The organism is Klebsiella sp. BIGb0149 (genome assembly GCF_004362605.1).
In the GTDB taxonomy this organism is placed as follows: Bacteria; Pseudomonadota; Gammaproteobacteria; order Enterobacterales; family Enterobacteriaceae; genus Klebsiella; species Klebsiella terrigena.
Window position 1 is genome coordinate 191,257 of sequence record NZ_SNYG01000007.1, and the last position, 20,819, is coordinate 212,075.

General features: G+C 60.6%; 20 protein-coding genes and 1 pseudogene. 8 read left to right on the forward strand and 13 right to left on the reverse strand.

Annotated elements, in window-relative coordinates; translation table 11 throughout:
• Positions 1 to 209: 209 nt before the first annotated feature.
• Positions 210 to 1,223 (forward strand): tRNA (adenosine(37)-N6)-threonylcarbamoyltransferase complex transferase subunit TsaD, encoded by a 1,014-nt coding sequence (gene tsaD, locus EDF75_RS22190; RefSeq protein ID WP_133600893.1) that lies wholly within the window; start codon positions 210 to 212, stop codon positions 1,221 to 1,223.
• A 42-nt stretch (positions 1,224 to 1,265) separates the two neighbouring features.
• On the opposite strand, the gene EDF75_RS22195 is transcribed toward tsaD, so the two are convergent.
• The 8 genes from EDF75_RS22195 to EDF75_RS22230 form a co-directional block, all read right to left on the reverse strand.
• The gene (locus EDF75_RS22195; RefSeq protein WP_133600894.1) at positions 1,266 to 2,873 is read right to left on the reverse strand and encodes a purine-cytosine permease family protein; all 1,608 of its coding nucleotides are present in this window, start codon (positions 2,871 to 2,873) and stop codon (positions 1,266 to 1,268) included.
• 151 nt (positions 2,874 to 3,024) lie between these two features.
• Positions 3,025 to 3,642 (reverse strand): urease accessory protein UreG, encoded by a 618-nt coding sequence (gene ureG, locus EDF75_RS22200; RefSeq protein ID WP_041147299.1) that lies wholly within the window; start codon positions 3,640 to 3,642, stop codon positions 3,025 to 3,027.
• 8 nt (positions 3,643 to 3,650) lie between these two features.
• Entirely contained in the window at positions 3,651 to 4,325 is a 675-nt protein-coding gene (locus tag EDF75_RS22205; protein ID WP_133600895.1) for an urease accessory protein UreF, read from the reverse strand.
• Positions 4,326 to 4,820 carry an urease accessory protein UreE gene (gene ureE, locus EDF75_RS22210; RefSeq protein WP_133600896.1) on the reverse strand — a complete coding sequence of 165 codons (495 nt, stop codon included), beginning with the start codon at positions 4,818 to 4,820 and terminating at the stop codon, positions 4,326 to 4,328.
• A gap of 9 nt (positions 4,821 to 4,829) precedes the next feature.
• Entirely contained in the window at positions 4,830 to 6,533 is a 1,704-nt protein-coding gene (gene ureC / locus EDF75_RS22215; protein WP_133600897.1) for an urease subunit alpha, read from the reverse strand.
• Positions 6,526 to 6,846 carry an urease subunit beta gene (locus tag EDF75_RS22220; protein ID WP_133600898.1) on the reverse strand — a complete coding sequence of 107 codons (321 nt, stop codon included), beginning with the start codon at positions 6,844 to 6,846 and terminating at the stop codon, positions 6,526 to 6,528. The genes ureC and EDF75_RS22220 overlap by 8 nt, the downstream gene beginning before the upstream one ends.
• 9 nt (positions 6,847 to 6,855) lie before the next feature.
• A complete protein-coding gene (locus EDF75_RS22225; protein WP_041147294.1) occupies positions 6,856 to 7,158 on the reverse strand; it encodes an urease subunit gamma in 303 nt (100 codons plus the stop codon).
• 9 nt (positions 7,159 to 7,167) lie between these two features.
• Positions 7,168 to 7,992, reverse strand: a complete 825-nt coding sequence (locus EDF75_RS22230; RefSeq protein WP_045856824.1) for an urease accessory protein UreD — start codon at positions 7,990 to 7,992, stop codon at positions 7,168 to 7,170.
• Here EDF75_RS22230 and EDF75_RS27405 point away from each other — a divergent pair.
• Positions 7,982 to 8,065: pseudogene (locus EDF75_RS27405) on the forward strand (short-chain dehydrogenase); the annotation flags it as partial. The gene EDF75_RS22230 and the pseudogene EDF75_RS27405 sit on opposite strands and share 11 nt — an antisense overlap.
• 151 nt (positions 8,066 to 8,216) lie before the next feature.
• Here the strand turns inward: EDF75_RS27405 and EDF75_RS22235 are convergent.
• Positions 8,217 to 9,686: an MFS transporter gene (locus EDF75_RS22235; RefSeq protein ID WP_133600899.1), complete on the reverse strand. Its 1,470-nt coding sequence runs from the start codon at positions 9,684 to 9,686 to the stop codon at positions 8,217 to 8,219.
• Positions 9,687 to 9,896: 210 nt separating this feature from the next.
• Positions 9,897 to 10,517 (reverse strand): glycerol-3-phosphate 1-O-acyltransferase PlsY, encoded by a 621-nt coding sequence (gene plsY / locus EDF75_RS22240; RefSeq protein WP_041147754.1) that lies wholly within the window; start codon positions 10,515 to 10,517, stop codon positions 9,897 to 9,899.
• 230 nt (positions 10,518 to 10,747) lie between these two features.
• On the opposite strand from plsY, the gene folB reads away from it, so the two are divergent.
• Entirely contained in the window at positions 10,748 to 11,116 is a 369-nt protein-coding gene (gene folB, locus EDF75_RS22245) for a bifunctional dihydroneopterin aldolase/7,8-dihydroneopterin epimerase (RefSeq protein ID WP_095099587.1), read from the forward strand.
• A 224-nt stretch (positions 11,117 to 11,340) separates the two neighbouring features.
• Complete coding sequence (gene bacA, locus EDF75_RS22250; RefSeq protein ID WP_045856829.1) at positions 11,341 to 12,162, forward strand: undecaprenyl-diphosphate phosphatase; 822 nt, start codon at positions 11,341 to 11,343, stop codon at positions 12,160 to 12,162.
• A gap of 11 nt (positions 12,163 to 12,173) precedes the next feature.
• On the opposite strand, the gene EDF75_RS22255 is transcribed toward bacA, so the two are convergent.
• Together EDF75_RS22255 and EDF75_RS22260 are read right to left on the reverse strand one after the other, a co-directional pair.
• Positions 12,174 to 13,415 (reverse strand): multifunctional CCA addition/repair protein, encoded by a 1,242-nt coding sequence (locus tag EDF75_RS22255; protein WP_133600900.1) that lies wholly within the window; start codon positions 13,413 to 13,415, stop codon positions 12,174 to 12,176.
• A gap of 61 nt (positions 13,416 to 13,476) precedes the next feature.
• Positions 13,477 to 14,097, reverse strand: a complete 621-nt coding sequence (locus EDF75_RS22260; protein WP_041147288.1) for a TIGR04211 family SH3 domain-containing protein — start codon at positions 14,095 to 14,097, stop codon at positions 13,477 to 13,479.
• Between the two features lie 214 nt (positions 14,098 to 14,311).
• Between EDF75_RS22260 and EDF75_RS22265 the strand changes: the two genes are divergently transcribed.
• The 4 genes from EDF75_RS22265 to glgS all read left to right on the forward strand — a co-directional run bounded on the left by EDF75_RS22265 (position 14,312) and on the right by glgS (position 20,434).
• Entirely contained in the window at positions 14,312 to 15,610 is a 1,299-nt protein-coding gene (locus EDF75_RS22265; RefSeq protein WP_133600901.1) for a CYTH domain-containing protein, read from the forward strand.
• A 21-nt stretch (positions 15,611 to 15,631) separates the two neighbouring features.
• Positions 15,632 to 18,469 carry a bifunctional [glutamate--ammonia ligase]-adenylyl-L-tyrosine phosphorylase/[glutamate--ammonia-ligase] adenylyltransferase gene (gene glnE, locus EDF75_RS22270; protein WP_166646230.1) on the forward strand — a complete coding sequence of 946 codons (2,838 nt, stop codon included), beginning with the start codon at positions 15,632 to 15,634 and terminating at the stop codon, positions 18,467 to 18,469.
• Between the two features lie 58 nt (positions 18,470 to 18,527).
• Complete coding sequence (gene hldE, locus EDF75_RS22275; RefSeq protein WP_133600903.1) at positions 18,528 to 19,961, forward strand: bifunctional D-glycero-beta-D-manno-heptose-7-phosphate kinase/D-glycero-beta-D-manno-heptose 1-phosphate adenylyltransferase HldE; 1,434 nt, start codon at positions 18,528 to 18,530, stop codon at positions 19,959 to 19,961.
• A gap of 263 nt (positions 19,962 to 20,224) precedes the next feature.
• A complete protein-coding gene (gene glgS / locus EDF75_RS22280) occupies positions 20,225 to 20,434 on the forward strand; it encodes a cell surface composition regulator GlgS (protein WP_115191857.1) in 210 nt (69 codons plus the stop codon).
• A 29-nt stretch (positions 20,435 to 20,463) separates the two neighbouring features.
• Here the strand turns inward: glgS and ubiK are convergent, their stop codons facing one another.
• Positions 20,464 to 20,733, reverse strand: a complete 270-nt coding sequence (gene ubiK, locus EDF75_RS22285; RefSeq protein WP_041147283.1) for a ubiquinone biosynthesis accessory factor UbiK — start codon at positions 20,731 to 20,733, stop codon at positions 20,464 to 20,466.
• Positions 20,734 to 20,819 lie beyond the last annotated feature (86 nt).

The following is a 20,819-nucleotide window of genomic DNA, read 5'->3' on the forward strand; positions in this document are numbered from 1 at the left end:
GAGTATACACGAGGGTTCTTGCCGGGGCGAACAAAGTTTTATGTCCGCCGCCTCGGCGAGCGTCCCGCGCCAGGCTTTTACCGCCGGCCCTGGCCGCGTATCCCTTGCGGGCCCCTGCCCTCGTCGCGCTGCTGCCTGCAATTCTTAGGGTATACATCAACCCGCATTGGTCCTAAACTGCGCGGTATTAGAGCGAGGTAAAACAAGACATGCGTGTACTGGGTATTGAAACATCCTGCGATGAAACCGGCATCGCCATTTACGACGATAAGCAAGGCCTGCTGGCCAACCAATTGTATAGTCAGGTGAAACTTCACGCTGACTACGGCGGCGTGGTGCCTGAGCTGGCTTCGCGCGATCACGTGCGTAAAACGGTGCCGCTGATCCAGGCGGCGCTGAAAGAGGCCGGGCTGACGGCGAAAGATATCGATGCGGTTGCCTACACCGCCGGACCGGGGCTGGTCGGCGCGCTGCTGGTTGGCGCCACGGTGGGCCGTTCGCTGGCGTTCGCCTGGAACGTCCCGGCGATCCCGGTACACCATATGGAAGGGCATCTGCTGGCGCCGATGCTGGAAGATAATCCGCCGGACTATCCTTTTGTAGCGCTTCTGGTTTCCGGTGGTCATACCCAGCTGATTAGCGTGACCGGCATTGGCCAGTATGAGCTGCTGGGTGAATCGATAGACGATGCGGCAGGGGAAGCGTTCGATAAGACCGCGAAGCTGCTGGGGCTCGATTATCCCGGCGGCCCGATGCTCTCTAAAATGGCCGCCCAGGGGAGCGAAGGCCGTTTTGTCTTCCCGCGGCCGATGACCGATCGCCCGGGGCTGGATTTTAGCTTCTCCGGCCTGAAGACCTTTGCCGCCAACACCATCCGCAATAATGAAAATGACGAGCAGACCCGGGCGGATATTGCGCGGGCGTTTGAAGATGCGGTGGTGGATACGCTGATGATTAAGTGCCGTCGGGCACTGGAGCAGACCGGCTTTAAGCGCCTGGTGATGGCGGGCGGCGTGAGCGCCAACCGCACGCTGCGCGCGAAGCTGGCCGAGATGATGCAAAAGCGCGGCGGGGAAGTGTTCTACGCTCGCCCCGAGTTCTGTACCGATAACGGCGCGATGATCGCCTATGCCGGAATGGTGCGCCTGCGGACCGGCGCGAAGCCCGACCTCGGCGTCACCGTGCGTCCGCGTTGGCCGCTCGCCGAGCTGCCGGCGGCCTGATCCTGCTCACCGGCCGACCTCGCGTCGGCCTGACTTTTTGCGCTATTCCATACTCTTACACAGCGAGCAAATCGCCCCCTGATGTTTTGCCGAGTGCATCACGTCCGGACGCTCGTACTCTTCCCGGCAGGTCACGCAGCGATACACGGTGGTGGAGGCGTTCCCCTGCGCGTCGTAGCGCGGTTCGGCAATGCCGTCATCGTACCGTTTGATGTAGTAGCGCCCGCGGGTCAGGATACCCATCAGCGGCGTCATCACCAGCGCTATAACCAGCGCAATCAGCGGCGAGAACGGGGCCAGGGTGGCGCCGAGCAGGCCGAAGAACGCGCAGATAGAGAGCCCGGCGGCGAGAGCAAAGGAAACCACCCCCACCGGGTTAACGTTATGGATCATCCCCCGACGATACTCCGGCTGGGCCGGCGCCAGCTTCAGCAGGCCTTTATTGACGGTAATATCGGTGGCGACCACCACAACCCAGGCAATGGCGAAGTTGGAGTAAAAGCCGAGGATCCACGACAGGGCGCTGAACATATCGCCCTCCATCAGCGCCAGCGCAATGGCGAGGTTGACGACAACAAAGACGATCCGCCCCGGATAGCTGCGGGTGGTGCGCGTCCAGGCGCTGGTCCAGGCCAGCGAGCCGGAGTAGGCGTTGGTAACGTTAATTTTAATCTGCGAGATAACCACCAGCACCACGGCCAGGGTCAGCGCCAGCCAGCCGGGCACCATGTTATCAAAGACGCTGACGAACTGCTGAACCGGCTCGGTGTTATGTACCGCCGGGAAGCGGGTCAGCAGGTAGAAGCCGAGGAAGGCGCCAATAATCTGCTTGATCGCCCCCAGCACCACCCAGCCCGGACCGGCGGAAAAGACCGCCAGCCACCAGCTTTTGCTATTCTCCGCCGTTTTCGGCGGCATAAAGCGCAGATAGTCAATCTGCTCGCCGATCTGCATGATCAGCGACAGGCAGACCCCGGCGCCCAGCATAATGGCGGTTAAATCCACGCGCGAGGCGTCGTTCTTGCCGGCAAAGTTCATAAAGCCATCCACCAGCTCCGGGTCTTTGGCGATAAGCCAGGCCACCGGCACGACCATCAGCACCAGCCACAGCGGCGTGGTCCAGACCTGCAGACGGGTCAGAGCCTTCATGCCGTAAACGACCAGCGGCAGCACCATCAGGGTGGCGATGAGGTAGCCCATCCACAGCGGGATCCCGAGGCCAACCAGCAGCCCCTGCGCCATAATCGAGCCCTCAAGGGCGAAGAAGATAAAGGTAAATCCGGCAAAAATGATGCTGGTAATGACCGAACCAAAATAGCCGAACCCGGCGCTGCGGGTGATTAAATCGAGGTCGATGTTATAGCGGGCGGCGGTGATCGCCAGCGGAATGCCGGTCAGGAAAATCACCAGCGCGGCCAGCAGAATTGAGTAAATGGCGTTGGTGGTGCCCCACGCCATGCCGATGCTGGCGCCGATAGAAAAGTCGGCCAGATAGGCAATGCCGCCCAGCGCGGTGACGGCGACGACGCCTGGCCCCCAGCGACGAAAGCTCAGCGGAGCGTAGCGCAGGGTGTAATCTTCTAATGTTTCACGGGAGCCGGCTGTGCCGGTTTGCGCAGGTAGCTCAGTTTTTATATCCAGTGACGACATAGTCATTCCTTAATGGTCAGGTATGACTGTAATTAGCAAACCTTATGCCACTTCGTAGAGCAGGCGCCGCAGGGGCCGTGAGGGAGGGGAGGATAAAAAGAGGGCGTCGAATGCACCATCCGGGCGCGGGCGCGTCCGGATGGTGCACGGCCTAGCGGCGCAGCATGCCTTTGTCTTCGAGGAAGTCAATGATGCTCTGCAGGCCGTCGCCGCTTTTCAGGTTAGTAAAGGCCCACGGACGCTCGCCGCGCATCCGCATGGTGTCGCGCTCCATCACTTCCAGCGAGGCGCCCACATACGGTGCAAGGTCGGTTTTGTTGATCACCAGGAAGTCCGATTTGGTGATCCCCGGGCCGCCTTTACGCGGGATTTTCTCCCCTTCCGCCACGTCGATAACGTAGATGGTCAGATCGGCCAGCTCGGGGCTAAAGGTCGCGCTGAGGTTATCGCCGCCGCTTTCGACGAAGATAAGTTCGAGGTTACCGAATTTTTCGCTCAGTGCTTCCACCGCCGCCAGGTTCATGGACGCGTCTTCGCGGATGGCGGTATGCGGACAGCCGCCGGTTTCGACGCCGACGATCCGTTCCGGCTCAAGCGCGCCGGCTTCGGTGAGGATGCGCTGATCTTCTTTGGTGTAGATATCGTTGGTGACGACGGCCAGCTGATAGGTATTGCGCATGGCTTTACACAGCGCTTCCAGCAGCGCGGTTTTCCCGGAACCGACCGGGCCGCCGACGCCCACGCGCAGCGGATGTTTGTAGTTGTTCATGCTTTCTCCTAAGAACGGAATAATCGGGAATACTGCGTTTCATGTCGGGCGGAGGCGATGGCGGTCAGCGGCGTGGAGGAGCCGATCGCCTCGTCCGGGGCGGCAAGCGCGCTGGCCATATCCGCCGCATAGCGATCGCACAGGCGGATGATCAGCTGCTGCGCCGCCTGTTGCCCAAAGGGCACCAGCTTAACGCCGGCCATCACCGCGCCCTCAATCCAGCTGTAGCCGAGGCTCAGCGCCAGGTCGGGGAGGCTAATTTGCCAGCGCACGCCAAGCCAGGCCATCCCGGCAAGCTGGCTTTGCTGGCACAGCATCCGCCACTCTTTGGGACACTCCGGCTGCCAGTCGGCAAGCAGTCGGGTGAACGCCGCCCCGCGATTACGCTCCTCTTCGCGCAGCTCGCGGGTTTCCCTGCAGGCGAGAAGGTACGCCGCCCAGCGCTGAGCCTCGGCCAGGTTGTTATCTTCGCAGGCGCGATAGAGGCGGGCGAACAGCGGCAGGTCGACGGTAAAAAAGCTCTGCTCCATCTGCTGCAGCTGCCAGCGCTCGAAGGCCGGAGTATCGGCCACCCAGCCCGCTTCTACCGCCCACTCCAGCCCCTGCGACCAGCTATAGCCGCCGACCGGCAGGTTGCTGCTGGCCAGCTGCATCAGCCGCAGGCGTTTTTCCGGCGACGGCATTTAGTGACCGTGCCCGTGATGGTGGTCGTGGCCGCTATCGTGATGATGGCCGTGGGCGTGCCCGTGGCTCTCGCTGGCGTAGGCGCCGGCTTCCGGTTCGAACGGCAGGTGGGCGAAGCTCACCTGCAGGCCGAACTGGCGCAGCATATCGTCCAGCACGTGGTCGTGGTGGTAGCGCAGCTCGCCGGGCATAATCTGCAGCGGAACGTGGCGGTTACCGAGGTGATAGCAGGCTTTCGCCAGCGTAAACGGGTCTTCGCAGCGCACGACGGAGACGCCCTCATCGGCGGCAATGACCGCGACAAACTCGCTGCCCTCTTCATTACTCAGGACGTCACCGCCCCGTAGCAGCAGGCCGCGCGGCAGCAGCAGGCCCGCTTCGCGCCCGTCGTTAAGGGTGACTTTGATTCGGCTTTTTACCCGCACATCAATCGGCAGCGTGACGCTGGCCGTTGCCTGCGCCGGCGTCTCCACGCGTTGGGTCAGATACAGCATCCGGACTCCTTAAAACAGAAAGTAACGTTGCGCCATCGGCAGCACTTCTGCCGGTTCGCTGGTGATTAACTCCCCGTCAATGCGCACCTCGTAGGTTTGCGCATCGACGGTAATATTGGGCTGCAGGCCGTTATGGATCATGTCGGCCTTCTGCAGCGTTCGGCAGCCCTTCACCGTGGCCGTGGCGCTGTGCAGATTGAGGCGCTGCGCCACGCCGCTCTCTACCGCCGCCTGCGACAGGAAGGTCAGCCGACAGCGATGGCGGGCGCTGCCCAGCGCCCCGAACATCGGCCGATAGTGCACCGGCTGCGGGGTGGGAATCGAAGCGTTAATATCGCCCATAGGCGCGATGGCAATCATCCCGCCCTTCACCACGCACGCCGGCTTCACGCCGAAGAACGCCGGGGACCACAGCACCAGGTCCGCCATCTTGCCGGCCTCAATCGAGCCGACCTCGTGGGCGATACCGTGGGTCAGCGCCGGGTTAATGGTGTATTTAGCGATATAGCGCTTAACGCGAAAGTTATCGTTGTCGCCGCGCTCTTCCGCCAGCGGGCCGCGCTGAACCTTCATGCGGTGGGCGACCTGCCAGGTGCGCAGCACTACCTCGCCGACGCGGCCCATGGCCTGCGAATCGGAAGAGGTCAGCGAGAAGGCGCCGATATCGTGCAGGACGTCCTCGGCGGCGATGGTTTCCCGGCGAATGCGCGATTCGGCAAACGCCACGTCCTCCGCGATGTCCGGGTCGAGGTGATGGCAAACCATCAGCATATCGAGATGCTCATCGATGGTATTGACGGTGTAGGGCAGCGTCGGGTTAGTCGAAGAGGGCAGAATATTGGGGTGCGCGCAGGCGGTAATAATATCCGGCGCGTGGCCGCCGCCGGCGCCTTCTGTATGGAAAGTGTGGATGGTACGACCGCCAATCGCCGCCAGGGTATCTTCGACAAAGCCGGACTCGTTGAGGGTATCGCTATGCAGCGCGACCTGAACGTCCATCTCATCGGCGACGGTCAGCGCGCAGTTGATAGCCGCGGGCGTCGCGCCCCAGTCCTCGTGGATTTTTAGGCCAATCACCCCTGCCGCCACCTGCTCGCGCAGCGCGTCCGGGTTGGAGCCGTTGCCTTTACCCAGCAGGCCGATGTTGACCGGCAGGCTATCCGCGGCCTGCAGCATCCGCGAGATATACCACGGCCCGGGGGTGCAGGTGGTGGCGTGGGTGCCCGCCGCCGGTCCGGTGCCACCGCCGACCATGGTGGTGACGCCGGAGACCAGCGCCTCTTCCGCCTGCTGCGGGCAGATCCAGTGGATGTGCGTATCGACGCCGCCGGCGGTGACTATCTTACCTTCGGCGGCAATGATTTCCGTCGCCGCGCCGATAGGGATGGTGACGTCAGGCTGGATATCCGGGTTGCCCGCTTTGCCAACGGCGAAGATGCGCCCCTCTTTGACGCCGATATCCGCCTTCACGATCCCCCAGTGATCGACGATCAGCGCGTTGGTCAGCACCAGATCGACGCACTCCGCTGAGAGCATTTGTCCCTGGCCCATGCCGTCGCGAATCACCTTTCCGCCGCCGAACTTCACCTCTTCGCCGTAGGTGGTGAGATCGTCTTCGACCTCGATCCACAGCTCGGTGTCCGCAAGGCGGACCTTATCGCCGGTGGTGGGGCCAAACATATCGGCATAGGCCTGGCGTGAAATTTCACTCATCGTTTGCCTCCAGTTTTCCCATCACCGCGCCGCGAAAGCCGTACACCGCGCGGGAGCCGGCAAGAGCAACCAGCTCCACTTCTCGCTTTTGCCCGGGTTCAAAACGGACCGCGGTACCGGCGGCGATATTCAGGCGATAGCCCGTCGCCTGCTCGCGGTCGAACTTCAGCGCCGGATTCACTTCGGCGAAGTGATAGTGCGATCCCACCTGGATCGGCCGGTCACCGTGGTTTTCAACGATTATGCTGCGGGTCATGCGGCCAACGTTAAGGGCTATCTGGCCGGGCTTCACTTGGTACTCACCTGGGATCATCGCGAAACCTCAGATTATCGGATTGTGGACGGTGACCAGCTTCGAGCCGTCCGGGAAGGTGGCTTCGACCTGGATATCGGGGATCATTTCGGGCACGCCCTCCATCACCTGGCTGCGGCTCAGGACGTGGCGGCCCTCTTCCATCAGCGCCGCCACGCTATTGCCGTCGCGGGCGCCCTCCATAATAAAGGCGCTAATTAACGCCACCGCTTCCGGGTAGTTCAGCTTCAGCCCACGGGCCAGGCGGCGCTCCGCCACCAGCGCGGCGGTAAACAGCAGCAGCTTATCTTTCTCTCTGGGGGTCAGTTCCATAGCGTTCTCTCAGGTCAGCCAGATTCGGGGAGGAACCGGGGGTTTCCCGGTCAGATGCGGGCGCATAAACTGCCAGATATCGCGCATCGCCCGCTGGCACAGCAAATTATCATCACTTAAAAATCGGACCGTCAGCAGGCCGTCGGTCAGGCTGGCGCCGGCGTAGCTGGCAAGCCCGGCGAGCCGTTCGCGTACGCCGTCGAGCAGGGTCTCGTTGGCCGGATAGAACAGCAGCGTTCCTATCCACGGCCGCTGGGCGATGCAGGCCAGCTGGCCGTCGGCGAGACGCAGGCGTTCTACCAGCAGCGGCGTCTCATCAACCCACACCTCCAGCCGGTTCGCGAGGGTGCCGTGGCTAAAGGTTTCGCCCATCACCGGGCGGCCGAGGCACAGCAGATCCCAGGCTAAAAGGGTGCTGGTGGCGCAAAGATGGAAGGTGGTCTGCAGATTAGCCCGCGCGCCGGGGAAAAAAATGGCGTCCTGCGGCAGCCATTCAAGAATAGCCTGCGGCGCGACGGTGAAGCGCTGGTGCAGATGCGCCTGCGCGCCGCTGCTGCGGTAAAACTTGCTGGCACCGGGCATGGTCATCAGCGCGTGGCTGCCGCCGTCGAGGGCGGCGGTAATCGTCAGCTCATCGCCGCCAACGATGCCGCCAGGCGGATGCAATAAATAGAGGTGGCAGGTTTCTTCTTCGGGATAAAAAGGGCGCTGGACGGTTAACGGGCCAACGTGACGGGAAGAGGTCAGGACCGTTTTATCGCCGATAGATTGAAAGCGGAGATCCAGCGTAGCCTGCCAGCCTTTTTTTGTCTGTGGTAACACGGTGCTGTGCAATGTTGCGCCCCTGCAAACTCAAGAAAAAACAGCAGCGATGAGTATTGATCGGCCGCAAAGCATCCCGATCATATGAAAAGCTTATGCTTATTATCCCTGTAAACCGCCGCCGGCTGCGGATAGGCTCCATCCCTGGACCTTCCCCCGCAGGCGGGATAGCTACATGTTGAACGGTTGAGGGGCGGTGGGTAAAAGGCGCTCAGCGCGAGCGCCCGGGGGTAACGCTATTTATCCTGATAATCCTCGGCGTCGATATCGTAGCCCGACGGTTCCCAGCGGATGGCCAGCAGCGACAGCAGGCCAATGAGCGGCGCCGCGGCGATAACCCAAAAGACGCGCGTATCCAGCGCCGCGACCAGCAGCGGGAAGAGGAACAGCGACAGCGTTGAGCTGCTGCGCATCAGGGTTTGGTTGAGGCCGACGCCAACGCCGCGCAGCGACGTTGGGTAGCTCAGCGAGGCAAAGGTCATGGTATGCGCGCCGGGGCCAAAGCCCTGGCCGAAGAGGAACAGCGCCAGCATGGCGACCGCGGCGATCCCTTCGGCGGCGCCTTCCGGGCGGCCAATCAGCGCCAGCCCCAGCAGCGCCGCCAGCTGGCAGCCGTATCCCGCCAGCGACATTTTCCATGCCCCAAGGCGCGGCACCAGGCGTACCGCCAGCAGCCCGCCGACGAAGGCGAAGAGCAGGTTCAGCGCCAGCGAGATCAGGATTGTGGTTAGCATCGACTGCACGAAGAAGCTGGAGATAATCACCGGCAGGCCGAAGGCGACGGCGTTATAGGCGAATGACGAGACCACCGAGAGCAGCGTCGCCAGGGTCGTACGCCGCAGGTAAACCCCCTGGAACAGGCGTAAATAGTTGCTCCACTGCGCTTTTTTCACCACCGGCGCCGGTTTATCCAGCGCGTCCTGCGCCACGTGGGCGTTGATATTGTACGCCTGGCGCAGAATCGAGGCCGCTTCACGCAGGTTGCCCTGATTGGCGGCCCAAACCGGCGACTCGCTCATATAGCGGCTGCGAATGGCGATAATCACCAGCGCGGGGATTGCGCCGAAGCCGAGGATCAGCCGCCACAGCCAGTCGCTGTGGCTTTCCGGCAGCGCGGCGTAGAAAAACAGCACCAGCAGGTACGAAACGCTGATGGCGGCGTACCAGGTCGGGCACCACATGGCCACGCTGGCGGCTTTGTTGCCTGGCCCTTTGAGTTTAGAAAATTCGCTCAGGAAGGCCATCGCCACCGGCAGGTCAATACCCACCCCGAGCCCCATGACAAATCGGGCGCCGGTGAGGACGTATTCGTTGGGCGCCAGCGCGCAGGCGATTGCGGCAACCACGAAGAACAGCATATCCGCCATAAAGACGCGGTAGCGGCCGATTTTATCCGTCAGATAGCCGCCCAGCAGCGCGCCGACGATGGCGCCGAAGGTGATGGCTGAGGCCACCATGCCGGTGCCGGCGGGCGTCAGGTTGAATTCACGGGTAATGTCCTTCAGGCCAAAGGCCAGGGAGCCGAGATCGTAGGCATCGAGAAAAATGCCGCCCAGCGCGATGCCCATGACGATGCGCGCGTTGTTGCGCCCGCTGCTGCCCTCGTTAATCAGGCGCGAAACGTCCGCCGCGCCGCGTATCCATTTAACTTCGCCGTCGGGCGCCCCTGCCGCTGCAATCGGCGCCGAATTGATTACGTCTGTCATATTATTGTTCTGTTGTGTCTTATCAGGAGATTCAGAGTAAACATCGCCGGGCGGGCCAATAAATCATTTTTGGTTATAAGACATAACTAAGTGATTGTTGCGAAAGGTTTATCTTTGAATCGACAGCGTGGTGGAATGATTGGCTGTCAGGACGGGGAATCAAAAGATATTGTCGGGGAAAATCGTGCCCGGCGGCGCCGGGCGCGGCGGTTATTTCTGCTGCGGTTTTTTCCTGTTCTTCTTCAGCCGGGCCCAGATTTTGGTTTCCTGACGGCGCCACAGGCGCTGGATATTGTCATGATGGCGCAGGAGGATCAGGCAGGAGAGCATCGATACCGGAAAGGTGTACTGCGGCTTGAACCACCAGACGTAGAACGGCGCAATAAGCGCGCTGACGATGGCGCCGAGCGAAGAGTAGCCGCTGAGGAGAATGGTCAGTAGCCAGGTTCCGGCCATGACGCCGGTTAAATCCCAGCCGATGGGCGCAATGGCGCCGAAGGCGGTCGCAACGCCCTTGCCGCCGCGAAAATTGAAGAACACCGGCCAGATATGACCAATGCAGGCGGCGATCGCCACCAGGCCCAGCCAGAAAGGGGTCAGTCCGAGTGCCCATGCGCCCCAGACCGGCAGCATGCCTTTGAGCACGTCGAAGATAAGCACCGTTACGGCCGCTCCCTTGCCGCCAATCCGCAGGACGTTGGTCGCCCCGGGGTTGCCCGAGCCGCTATCGCGAGGGTCGGGCAGGCCGGCGAGGCGGCAAACCAGAATGGCGCTGGAAATTGAGCCGCAGAGGTAGGCAAGGATAACGAGTCCAGGCGCGATTGCACTCATCAGCTGTTCCATTTTGAAAGTGTCGTTTTATCCCCGTCATCCTTGGCGCGGCCGGTGCGTTGGCTCTCCTCGCGCGCCCGGATACATAGTGATGCTATGCTCCCGGAAGCTCGCTGCGCCGCCGCCTTGCTGCAACGCAAATTATTTAGGGGATGTCTTTGCATCTGTGGATAATACGCATAATTCGCCGGAAGTGGTATCCGGTTTAGCCAAAAAGCAGGCAGGTCGTGATGGATATTGTATTTATAGAGCAACTTTCGGTAATCACCACTATTGGTGTTTATGACTGGGAACAAACCATTGAACAGAAGCTGGTGTTCGATATCGAAATGGCGTGGGATAACCGCAAAGCGGCGTCCAGCGATGATGTGAGCGATTGCCTTAGCTATGCCGATATTAGCGAACTGGTTATCAACCACGTTGAAGGGGGCCGCTTTGCGCTGGTGGAGCGCGTCGCTGAAGAGATTGCCGATCTGCTGCTGGCAAAATTTTCCTCGCCGTGGGTGCGAATTAAAGTCAGCAAGCCGGGAGCGGTTGCCCGCGCGGCCAACGTCGGCGTCATCATTGAGCGTGGCCTTAATCTGAAACAAAACTTTTAAGGTCATATTGATTAAACAATTTGGGCTTATACAGGTCTTAGTGCCGGTCATCAGGTTATTTTATTTGCCATCTTCTCCTCGAACGGGGCTCGAATTCCTCGCGTACTCCGTGTACGCTCCGGAATTGACGCGCCGTCCGAGGCCTAGCTGGCTGCCCCAATGACGCCTGATGGCATGGCTCGTAGTGCCTGGTTTTTTCATTTTACTTTTAAAGGGTTTATTGGATGAGCGATATACACTCGCTGCTGGTGGCGGCAATATTGGGTGTGGTTGAGGGTTTGACAGAGTTTTTACCTGTTTCCAGTACTGGCCATATGATTATTGTTGGCCATCTGCTGGGGTTTGAAGGTGATACTGCAAATACATTTGAGGTGGTCATTCAGTTAGGTTCTATTCTTGCCGTTGTCGTGATGTTCTGGCGTCGTTTGTTTGGCCTGATCGGTATCCATTTCGGTAAACCACCTGCGCATGAAGGGCAGGGCAGCGGTCGCCTGTCGCTTATCCATATTCTGCTGGGGATGATCCCGGCGGTGGTGCTGGGCCTGATATTCCACGACACCATTAAGTCGCTGTTCAACCCGATAAACGTGATGTACGCGCTGATTGTCGGCGGCGTGCTGCTGATTGCCGCTGAGGTGCTGAAGCCGAAGGAGCCGCGCGCGGTAGGCGTTGACGATATGACCTATCGTCAGGCGTTCGTGATTGGCTGCTTCCAGTGCCTGGCGCTGTGGCCGGGCTTTTCTCGCTCCGGCGCGACGATTTCCGGCGGTATGCTGATGGGCGTGAGCCGCTATGCGGCCTCTGAGTTCTCGTTCCTGCTGGCAGTACCGATGATGATGGGCGCCACCGTGCTGGACGTTTATAAAAGCATCGGCTTCCTGAACGCCAGCGATATTCCGATGTTTGCCGTCGGCTTTATTATGGCGTTTATCGTGGCGCTGATTGCGATTAAAACCTTCCTGCAGCTGATTAAACGTATTTCGTTTATCCCGTTCGCAATCTACCGCTTTATCGTGGCGGCAGTTGTTTACGTGGTCTTCTTCTAAGACCCTGGCCCTCAGTCTTTTGGCTGAGGGCAGCGTTCTTCCTTCCACTGCGCGATGGCCGCAATACGCCGACGCGTCAGCTCCTCGCGAATCTCCGGCCCTTTAAATCCTTGTGCGACCACCTCTTTCGTCGATACCGACCGGGCGACATGCCACGCTTCAAGCAGCAGGCGCCCCTGGGGATAGTCGCAGGCCTCGAAGCCGGTTCGGCCGCGGACGTCGGCTTCGCTGGTGAGGGCAATTTTCTCCACCCGCTGCGGCTTGCGCCAGGCGTCGATGCTGTCGAACAGCTTGACCAGGGTTTTGGGCTGCAGAATCGGCAGGGTATGAATCAGATCGTGGAACTCGGCGACCAGCTTCGCCAGGTCGCGGATCTCATTCGGGACGCGCAGGCGGGCGCAAAGCTGCTCGACCAGCTTGACGCCGGCCGGCCCGTGGCCGTGATGACGAGGCCAGAGCGCTTTCGGCGTCAGCCCCTTGCCCAGATCGTGACACAGGGTCGCGAAACGCACGTCGATTTCCGGCGACAGCATCGCCGCCATGCTCAGGGTCATGAGGGTATGCAGGCCGGTGTCGATTTCCGGGTGCCATTTGGCCGGCGCGGGTACGCCGTACAGCGCCTCGATTTCCGGGAACAGCACGCCGAGCGCGCGGCAGTCGCGCAGGGTCTGGAAAAAGACCTGCGGATTGCGGGTGCCCAGCGCGCCCTCGGTCTCTTTCCATACCCGCTCCGGGGTCAGATGCGCCAGCTCGCCGGCATCGGCCATCGCGCGCATCAGCGCCATGGTGTCGTCCGCAATGCGGAACCCGAGATGGGCGTAGCGGGCGGCAAAGCGCGCGACGCGCAGAACGCGCAGCGGATCTTCGCTAAAGGCCGGTGAAACGTGGCGCAGCAGGCGCTGGCGCAGATCGGACTGGCCGCCGTAGGGGTCGATAATCTGGCCGTCCGAGTCCTGGGCGAGGGCGTTAACCGTCAGGTCGCGGCGGAGCAAATCCTGTTCGAGGGTGACGTCGGGCGCGGCGTAGCAGGTGAAGCCGGTGTAGCCGGCGCCTGACTTACGCTCGGTTCGCGCCAGGGCGTACTCTTCCCGGCTTTGCGGGTGCAGGAACACGGGAAAATCGCGGCCTACCTGCTGGTAGCCCGCGTCAAGCAGCTCTGAGGGCGCGGCGCCCACCACCACCCAATCTCTGTCTTTGACCGGTAGTCCGAGTAATGCATCCCGGACGGCACCGCCGACCAAATAAATCTTCACGCCTGCTTCTCCCGTATCCACTTTGCGCTGGATGATACGTAAGTCTGGCAGAGAAGACGAATTAGTTCATCCACCGGTCTTTACGCTTGCGGCTCGGGATCAGGTGCGGCAGCACCAGACCAAGCAGCAGGCCGACGCCCAGCACGCCGCCGCCGTACATAAACCACTGCATGATGATGGTGCGCTGCTTATCATCAAGCTGCAGATTGGCGGCATTGACCTTTTTCTGCGCGACAACCAGCTCATTTTTCAACTTCTGGTTCTCATCTTTCAGGGCGTTAATGGCGTTATCGCTCCCGGCGACCTTTTTCTGCATGTCCGCCGTGCGCTGGTTCCAGGTGGTGTCGATGTTATTTAGCTTGTCGGTCAGGGTCTTAACCTGATTTTCGAGATCCGGTACGCGGGTGCGCAGGCTGGGCTCGTTGCTCAGCTCTTTCAGCGGGATCCAGGCGGTGCGGCCGTTGCCGTCGCGGATCTGGGCATAATTGGTGCTGTCGTTGGTTTGCAGCAGAGAGACCTGCTCCCCGGCATTAATGGTTCCCTGGAGGCGATAATTATCGCCAGGACCGGTGCGGACCCAGGTGTTCAGTTCATCAGAAACATAGCGTTTTTCTTCTGCATGAACCGCCGTAGCGGCGCTAAGCGCCAGCAAAGTTATCGTAATCAGGCGTAATTTAGGCATCAGGTCATCGTTTGGTCATAAAAAGTTGAACGATAGTAGTGGCATCACCATAGCGACGCAAAGTTTTCCGCCACAATCGGAAACATCCAGGAGGTGGCCCGGCAAATTGCGCATTGCATGGCGATTCGCCGCAAAATATTATCTACTGACAAGAAATATCGGCGTTAGTTCGCCGTATTTTCCCTGCAGAGCACAGAAGCGGAAGAATTCAGTTATGGCGCAAGAAATCGAATTAAAATTTATCGTCTCCGACAGCGGTGTGGAAACACTGCGTCAGCACCTTAATACGCTCAATGCGCAGCATACGCCCGCAGGAAAGCTGCTCAATATTTACTATGAAACGGCGGATAACTGGCTGCGCCGTCACGATATGGGTCTGCGTATTCGCGGCGATCGCGGTCGCTACGAAATGACCCTGAAAATTGCCGGACGAGTGGTGGGTGGGCTGCATCAGCGCCCGGAGTACAACATCCCGCTGGAGAAACCGGAGCTGGCCCTGAGCCTGCTGCCGGCGGAAGTCTGGCCGCAGGGCGAACTGCCTGCCGAGCTGGAGAACAGCGTACAGCCGCTCTTCAGCACTGATTTTGAACGTGAAAAATGGGTCGTCAGCGAAGGCGATAGCCAGATTGAGATCGCCCTCGATCGCGGCGAGGTAAAGGCCGGTGAGCATCAGGAAGCGATTTGTGAACTGGAGCTGGAGCTTTTGTCCGGCAATACCGCCGATGTCCTGACCCTCGCCCGTCGTCTGCTGGATACCGGCGCGCTGCGTCAGGGAAGCCTGAGCAAGGCGGCGCGAGGCTACCATCTGGCCCAGGGCAACGGCGAACGGTCGCCGATCGCGCTGGATATCCTGCCGACAGTCGCGAAGGCCAGCGTCGAGCAGGGAATGGAGGCGGCGCTGGAAAATGCCCTGGCCCACTGGCTCTATCATGATGAAGTCTTGAGCCGCGGCAACCCGGCGGCAAAAGGCGAAATTCTGCGCGCGATTGCCCGCCTGCGCCATACGCTGGCGCTGTTTGGCGGTATCGTGCCGCGTAAAGCCAGCGCGGCGCTGCGCGAGCAGCTGAGCGCAGCGGAAGCGGCGCTGTCTGAGGCCGAAAATGCGCAGGCGGCGCTGTTCAGCATCGCCGCAGTCAGCGCCAGGCTGACGCTGACGGAATGGCTGGTAAACCGCGGCTGGCGCGAGTTCCTCAACGAAAATGGGCAGAAGAAAATTGCCGGATCTTTTAAACGCTTTGCCGATATTCAGCTTTCGCGTGCGGCGGCAGAATTAAAGAATGCCTTCCTGCAGTCGCTGGGCGACGAGTATGAAGGTCAGCTTCCGCGGCTGGCGCGCGAGATCGACACTGTTCAGCTGTTAGCCGGCGCTTACGCCGACGCCGCATCGCCGTGGCTGGAAAACTGGAAAGAGCTTCGCCGGGCCGTTGAGCACCGGGACAGCAGCGTCATTGAATATTTCCGTCGCCAGGCGCTGGCCGCGGAACCGTTCTGGCTGCATAGTGGAAAACGATAATTTCAGGCCAGGGAGACCCCTATAATGCCGCTTTCTTCGCAGTTACAGCAGCACTGGCAGACGGTTGTAGACCGACTACCAGCGGATTTTCCATTATCCACGTTAAGTCCGCAGGCGCAGTCGGTTATGGCGTTCAGCGATTTCGTCGAGCAGAGCCTGATCGCCCAGCCGCAGTGGCTGGCTGAGCTGGAGAGCTCGCCGCCGGAAGCGGATGAGTGGCGTCACTATGCCGACTGGCTGCAGGCGGCGCTGGCGGAGGTGAATGACGAAGCGGCGCTGATGCGCGAGCTGCGCCTGTTCCGCCGCCGGATTATGGTGCGCATCGCCTGGGCGCAGGCGCTGTCGCTGGTCAGCGAAGAGAGTAGTTTGCAGCAGCTTAGCGCGCTGGCGGAGACGCTGATTGTCGCCGCCAGGGACTGGCTATACGCCGCCTGCTGCCGGGAGTGGGGCACGCCCTGCAGCGCCGAAGGTAAGCCGCAGCCGCTGCTGATCCTCGGGATGGGTAAACTTGGCGGAGGAGAGCTTAACTTTTCCTCCGATATCGACCTGATTTTTGCCTGGCCGGAGCACGGCGCAACCCGCGGCGGGCGTCGCGAGCTGGATAACGCCCAGTTCTTTACCCGCCTCGGCCAGCGTTTAATTAAGGCCCTCGATCAGGCCACCCAGGACGGCTTTGTCTACCGCGTGGATATGCGCCTGCGCCCGTTTGGCGACAGCGGCCCGCTGGTGCTGAGCTTCGCCGCGCTGGAGGATTACTACCAGGAGCAGGGGCGAGACTGGGAGCGCTATGCGATGGTTAAGGCGCGGATCATGGGCGATAACGAAGGCATCTATGCCAGCGAGCTGCGCGCCATGCTGCGGCCGTTCGTATTCCGCCGCTATATTGACTTCAGCGTGATCCAGTCGCTGCGTAATATGAAAGGGATGATTGCCCGCGAGGTTCGCCGCCGCGGGCTGAAGGACAATATCAAGCTCGGCGCCGGCGGGATCCGCGAAATTGAATTTATCGTCCAGGTCTTTCAGCTGATCCGCGGCGGCCGCGAGCCCGCGCTGCAGCTGCGGGCGCTGCTGCCAACCCTGGCGGCTATTGAGGAGCTGCATCTGCTGCCGGAAGGCGATGCTTCCCGGCTGCGCGAGGCCTACCTGTTTTTACGTCGTCTCGAAAACCTGCTGCAAAGCATCAACGATGAGCAGACGCAAACCCTGCCGCAGGATGAGCTCAACCGCGCTCGCCTGGCGTGGGGAATGCACGTTGCCGACTGGGCGACGCTCAGCGCGCAGCTGGAAGAGAAAATGGCCAGCGTCAGGCGGGTATTCAACGATCTGATTGGCGATGACGAAGCGCAGTCGCCTGATGAACAGCTTGCCGAGTACTGGCGCGAGCTGTGGCAGGACGCGCTGGAGGAGGATGACACCAGCCCGGCGCTGGCGCACCTCGATGATACCGACCGGCGCAGCGTGCTGGCGCTGATCGCCGATTTCCGCAAAGAGCTCGACAGGCGCACCATTGGCCCGCGCGGACGGCAGGTGCTGGATCAGCTGATGCCGCATCTGCTCAGCGAAGTGTGCTCGCGAGCGGACGCGCCGGTGCCGCTGGCGCGCATTACGCCGCTGCTGACCGGTATCGTGACCCGCACGACCTATCTTGAGCTGCTCAGCGAGTACCCCGGTGCGCTCAAGCACCTGATCTCCCTGTGCGCCGCCTCGCCGATGGTCGCCAGCCAGCTGGCGCGCCACCCGCTGCTGCTGGACGAGCTGCTGGACCCGAATACGCTCTATCAGCCGACGGCGACCGACGCCTATCGCGATGAGCTGCGCCAGTATTTACTGCGCGTACCGGAAGAGGACGAAGAGCAGCAGCTGGAGGCACTGCGTCAATTTAAGCAGGCGCAGCTGCTGCACATTGCCGCTGCGGATATCGCCGGTACGCTGCCGGTGATGAGAGTGAGCGATCACTTAACCTGGCTGGCCGAGGCGATGATCGATGCGGTTGTCCAGCAGGCGTGGATGCAGATGGTGGCGCGCTATGGCCAGCCGACGCACCTGCGCGACCGTCAGGGGCGCGGCTTTGCCGTCGTCGGCTACGGCAAGCTGGGCGGCTGGGAGCTGGGCTACAGCTCCGATTTGGATCTGGTATTCCTCCACGACTGCCCGCCGGAGGCCATGACCGACGGCGAACGCGAGATTGACGGCCGCCAGTTCTATCTGCGGCTGGCGCAGCGCATTATGCATCTCTTCAGCACCCGCACCTCTTCAGGGATCCTCTATGAAGTGGATGCCCGCCTGCGTCCGTCAGGCGCCGCGGGCATGCTGGTCACCACCACCGATTCCTTCGCCGACTATCAGCAAAATGAAGCCTGGACCTGGGAACATCAGGCGCTGGTCCGCGCGCGGGTGGTTTACGGCGATCCCGAGCTGCAGATCCGCTTTGATGAGATTCGTCGCGCTATCCTCACCCGCCAGCGCGAGGGGGCGACGCTGCAGACCGAGGTACGGGAAATGCGTGAAAAAATGCGCGCCCATCTTGGCAATAAGCAGCGCGATCGCTTTGATATCAAAGCTGATGCCGGCGGGATCACCGATATTGAATTTATCACCCAGTATCTGGTCTTACGCTATGCCCACGACAAGCCGAAGCTGACGCGCTGGTCCGATAATGTGCGCATTCTGGAGCTACTGGCGCAGAACGACATTATGGATGAAGAAGAGGCTCGGGCGTTGACCCATGCCTACACCACGCTGCGCGATGCGCTGCACCATCTGGCGCTGCAGGAGCAGCCGGGCAACGTCGCGCCGGAGGCTTTTGCTCATGAACGTGAGCAGGTTAGCGCCAGCTGGCAGAAGTGGTTGATAGCTTAACTAAAAAACCGGGTGTGCTATTATCGCGCGCAAAGTTTGCATCTCGCAGGAGTGAGTAATGAAAGTAACGCTGCCGGAGTTTGAACGAGCAGGAGTGTTGGTGGTTGGCGATGTGATGCTGGACCGCTACTGGTATGGTCCCACCAGCCGTATTTCCCCTGAAGCCCCGGTGCCGGTGGTGAAAGTGGAAAATATCGAAGAGCGTCCCGGCGGCGCGGCAAACGTCGCGATGAATATCGCGTCGCTCGGTGCGACCTCGCGGCTGGTGGGCCTGACCGGGATTGACGATGCCGCCCGCGCGCTGAGTAAAGCGCTGGCCGACGTCAACGTGAAGTGCGACTTCGTTTCGGTGCCGACCCACCCGACCATCACCAAGCTGCGCGTGCTGTCGCGCAACCAGCAGCTGATCCGCCTCGATTTTGAAGAGGGCTTCTCCGGCGTCGATCCGCAGCCCATGCACGAACGTATTCAGCAGGCGCTGGGTTCTATCGGGGCGCTGGTCCTCTCTGACTATGCAAAAGGCGCTCTGGCCAGCGTGCAGACGATGATTAAGCTGGCGCGGGATGCGGGCGTCCCGGTGCTGATCGATCCGAAAGGCACCGAATTCGAGCGCTATCGCGGCGCCACCCTGCTGACCCCGAACCTCTCTGAGTTTGAAGCGGTGGCGGGGAAATGTAAGGACGAAGCGGAAATCGTTGAGCGCGGCCTGAAGATTATTGCTGATTTTGAACTCTCCGCGCTGCTGGTGACCCGCTCCGAGCAGGGCATGACGCTGCTGCAGCCGGGCAAACCGCCGCTGCATATGCCAACCCAGGCGCAGGAAGTGTATGACGTCACCGGCGCCGGCGATACGGTGATTGGCGTACTGGCGGCGACCCTCGCCTCAGGCAATACGCTGGAAGAGGCGTGCTATTTCGCCAACGCGGCGGCCGGCGTGGTCGTCGGCAAGCTGGGCACCTCAACCGTTTCACCGATCGAGCTGGAAAACGCGGTACGCGGGCGCGCTGAGACCGGTTTTGGCGTGATGAATGAAGAAGAGCTCAGGCAGGCGGTGGCCGCGGCGCGCAAGCGCGGCGAGAAAGTGGTGATGACCAACGGCGTGTTTGACATCCTGCACGCGGGCCACGTTTCGTATCTGGCAAACGCGCGCAAGCTGGGCGATCGCCTGATTGTGGCGGTCAACAGCGATGCGTCGACAAAACGTCTGAAAGGGGAGTCCCGTCCGGTGAACCCGCTGGAGCAGCGGATGATCGTCCTGGGCGCGCTGGAGGCCGTTGACTGGGTGGTCTCTTTCGAAGAGGACACGCCGCAGCGCCTGATCGCCGGGATCCTGCCGGATCTGCTGGTGAAAGGCGGTGACTATAAGCCAGAGCAGATTGCCGGGAGCGAAGAGGTCTGGGCAAACGGCGGCGAGGTGCTGGTGCTGAATTTTGAAGATGGCTGTTCGACCACCAACATTATCAAAAAGATCCAGAAAGATAGCGGGAAGTAATATTTCCCCGCCGAGCGGCGGCTCGACCATCGTCCCGGTAAGCATCGTGCGGCCGGGAGGGTAGTGAGAAAGCCGTACTTAAAGAGGCCTGCGATCGTCCGATCGCGGGCCTTTTTTATTTAATTGATGGCGTAAATGATTCAGCGCAATAATTGTTCTTGTTTTGCGCATTTTTCGCGCAAAAAAAGTTAACGTAAGGATAAATACTGAAGTCAGTAAAGCATATGACCACTCAGAACACCCACGGCTGAAGGAGTATGCGGATGAACCATAACGAACTGTATTCAATGAAGAATTTTGACTTTCTGGCGCTGAGCTTTGCCAGGATGCACGCGCAGGGCCACGTTGTCGATCTCGAGGCCATTGTCGGCAATATGGATGAGGATCATCGTGAATGGTTTTGCCAGCGGTATGCGCTCTACTGTCGTCAGGTTAGCCAGCCAGAGACGCCGGCGACAGAGCTGGAACACTGATACAACAACGGGCCTGATGGCCCGTTTTTTTACTGCTTCTCTTCGACGCTCGGCGCGGCCGTTCGGCTTTCCAGATCGCTGATGCGCTGTTCGAGTAACGCCAGCTTTTCGCGCGTGCGCAGCAGCACCTGAGTCTGCACGTCAAACTCTTCACGGCTGACCAGATCGAGGCGGGTCAGCTGCGACTGGAGCACCTGACGGATTTTTTTCTCCACGTCTTCCCCAAGGTCACGAAGGCCTTTCGGCATCGATTCATGGACCTGGCGGGCGATTTGTTCAATTTTTTTCGGGTCAATCATGGTGGTTTCCTGCTCTGGTCGATTTACCGTCCATTGTAGTGCGATCGGCGCCGCCTATAAACCAGAAATGTTTGAAGCTTATGCAT

Bases quoted from the DNA above. Each gene is read 5' to 3' on its own strand.
- tsaD (WP_133600893.1), top strand. From the start codon at position 210: ATGCGTGTACTGGGTATTGAAACATCCTGCGATGAAACCGGCATCGCC.
- EDF75_RS22195 (WP_133600894.1), bottom strand. From the start codon at position 2,873: ATGTCGTCACTGGATATAAAAACTGAGCTACCTGCGCAAACCGGCACA.
- ureG (WP_041147299.1), bottom strand. From the start codon at position 3,642: ATGAACAACTACAAACATCCGCTGCGCGTGGGCGTCGGCGGCCCGGTC.
- EDF75_RS22205 (WP_133600895.1), bottom strand. From the start codon at position 4,325: ATGCCGTCGCCGGAAAAACGCCTGCGGCTGATGCAGCTGGCCAGCAGC.
- ureE (WP_133600896.1), bottom strand. From the start codon at position 4,820: ATGCTGTATCTGACCCAACGCGTGGAGACGCCGGCGCAGGCAACGGCC.
- ureC (WP_133600897.1), bottom strand. From the start codon at position 6,533: ATGAGTGAAATTTCACGCCAGGCCTATGCCGATATGTTTGGCCCCACC.
- EDF75_RS22220 (WP_133600898.1), bottom strand. From the start codon at position 6,846: ATGATCCCAGGTGAGTACCAAGTGAAGCCCGGCCAGATAGCCCTTAAC.
- EDF75_RS22225 (WP_041147294.1), bottom strand. From the start codon at position 7,158: ATGGAACTGACCCCCAGAGAGAAAGATAAGCTGCTGCTGTTTACCGCC.
- EDF75_RS22235 (WP_133600899.1), bottom strand. From the start codon at position 9,686: ATGACAGACGTAATCAATTCGGCGCCGATTGCAGCGGCAGGGGCGCCC.
- plsY (WP_041147754.1), bottom strand. From the start codon at position 10,517: ATGAGTGCAATCGCGCCTGGACTCGTTATCCTTGCCTACCTCTGCGGC.
- folB (WP_095099587.1), top strand. From the start codon at position 10,748: ATGGATATTGTATTTATAGAGCAACTTTCGGTAATCACCACTATTGGT.
- bacA (WP_045856829.1), top strand. From the start codon at position 11,341: ATGAGCGATATACACTCGCTGCTGGTGGCGGCAATATTGGGTGTGGTT.
- EDF75_RS22260 (WP_041147288.1), bottom strand. From the start codon at position 14,097: ATGCCTAAATTACGCCTGATTACGATAACTTTGCTGGCGCTTAGCGCC.
- EDF75_RS22265 (WP_133600901.1), top strand. From the start codon at position 14,312: ATGGCGCAAGAAATCGAATTAAAATTTATCGTCTCCGACAGCGGTGTG.
- hldE (WP_133600903.1), top strand. From the start codon at position 18,528: ATGAAAGTAACGCTGCCGGAGTTTGAACGAGCAGGAGTGTTGGTGGTT.
- glgS (WP_115191857.1), top strand. From the start codon at position 20,225: ATGAACCATAACGAACTGTATTCAATGAAGAATTTTGACTTTCTGGCG.
- ubiK (WP_041147283.1), bottom strand. From the start codon at position 20,733: ATGATTGACCCGAAAAAAATTGAACAAATCGCCCGCCAGGTCCATGAA.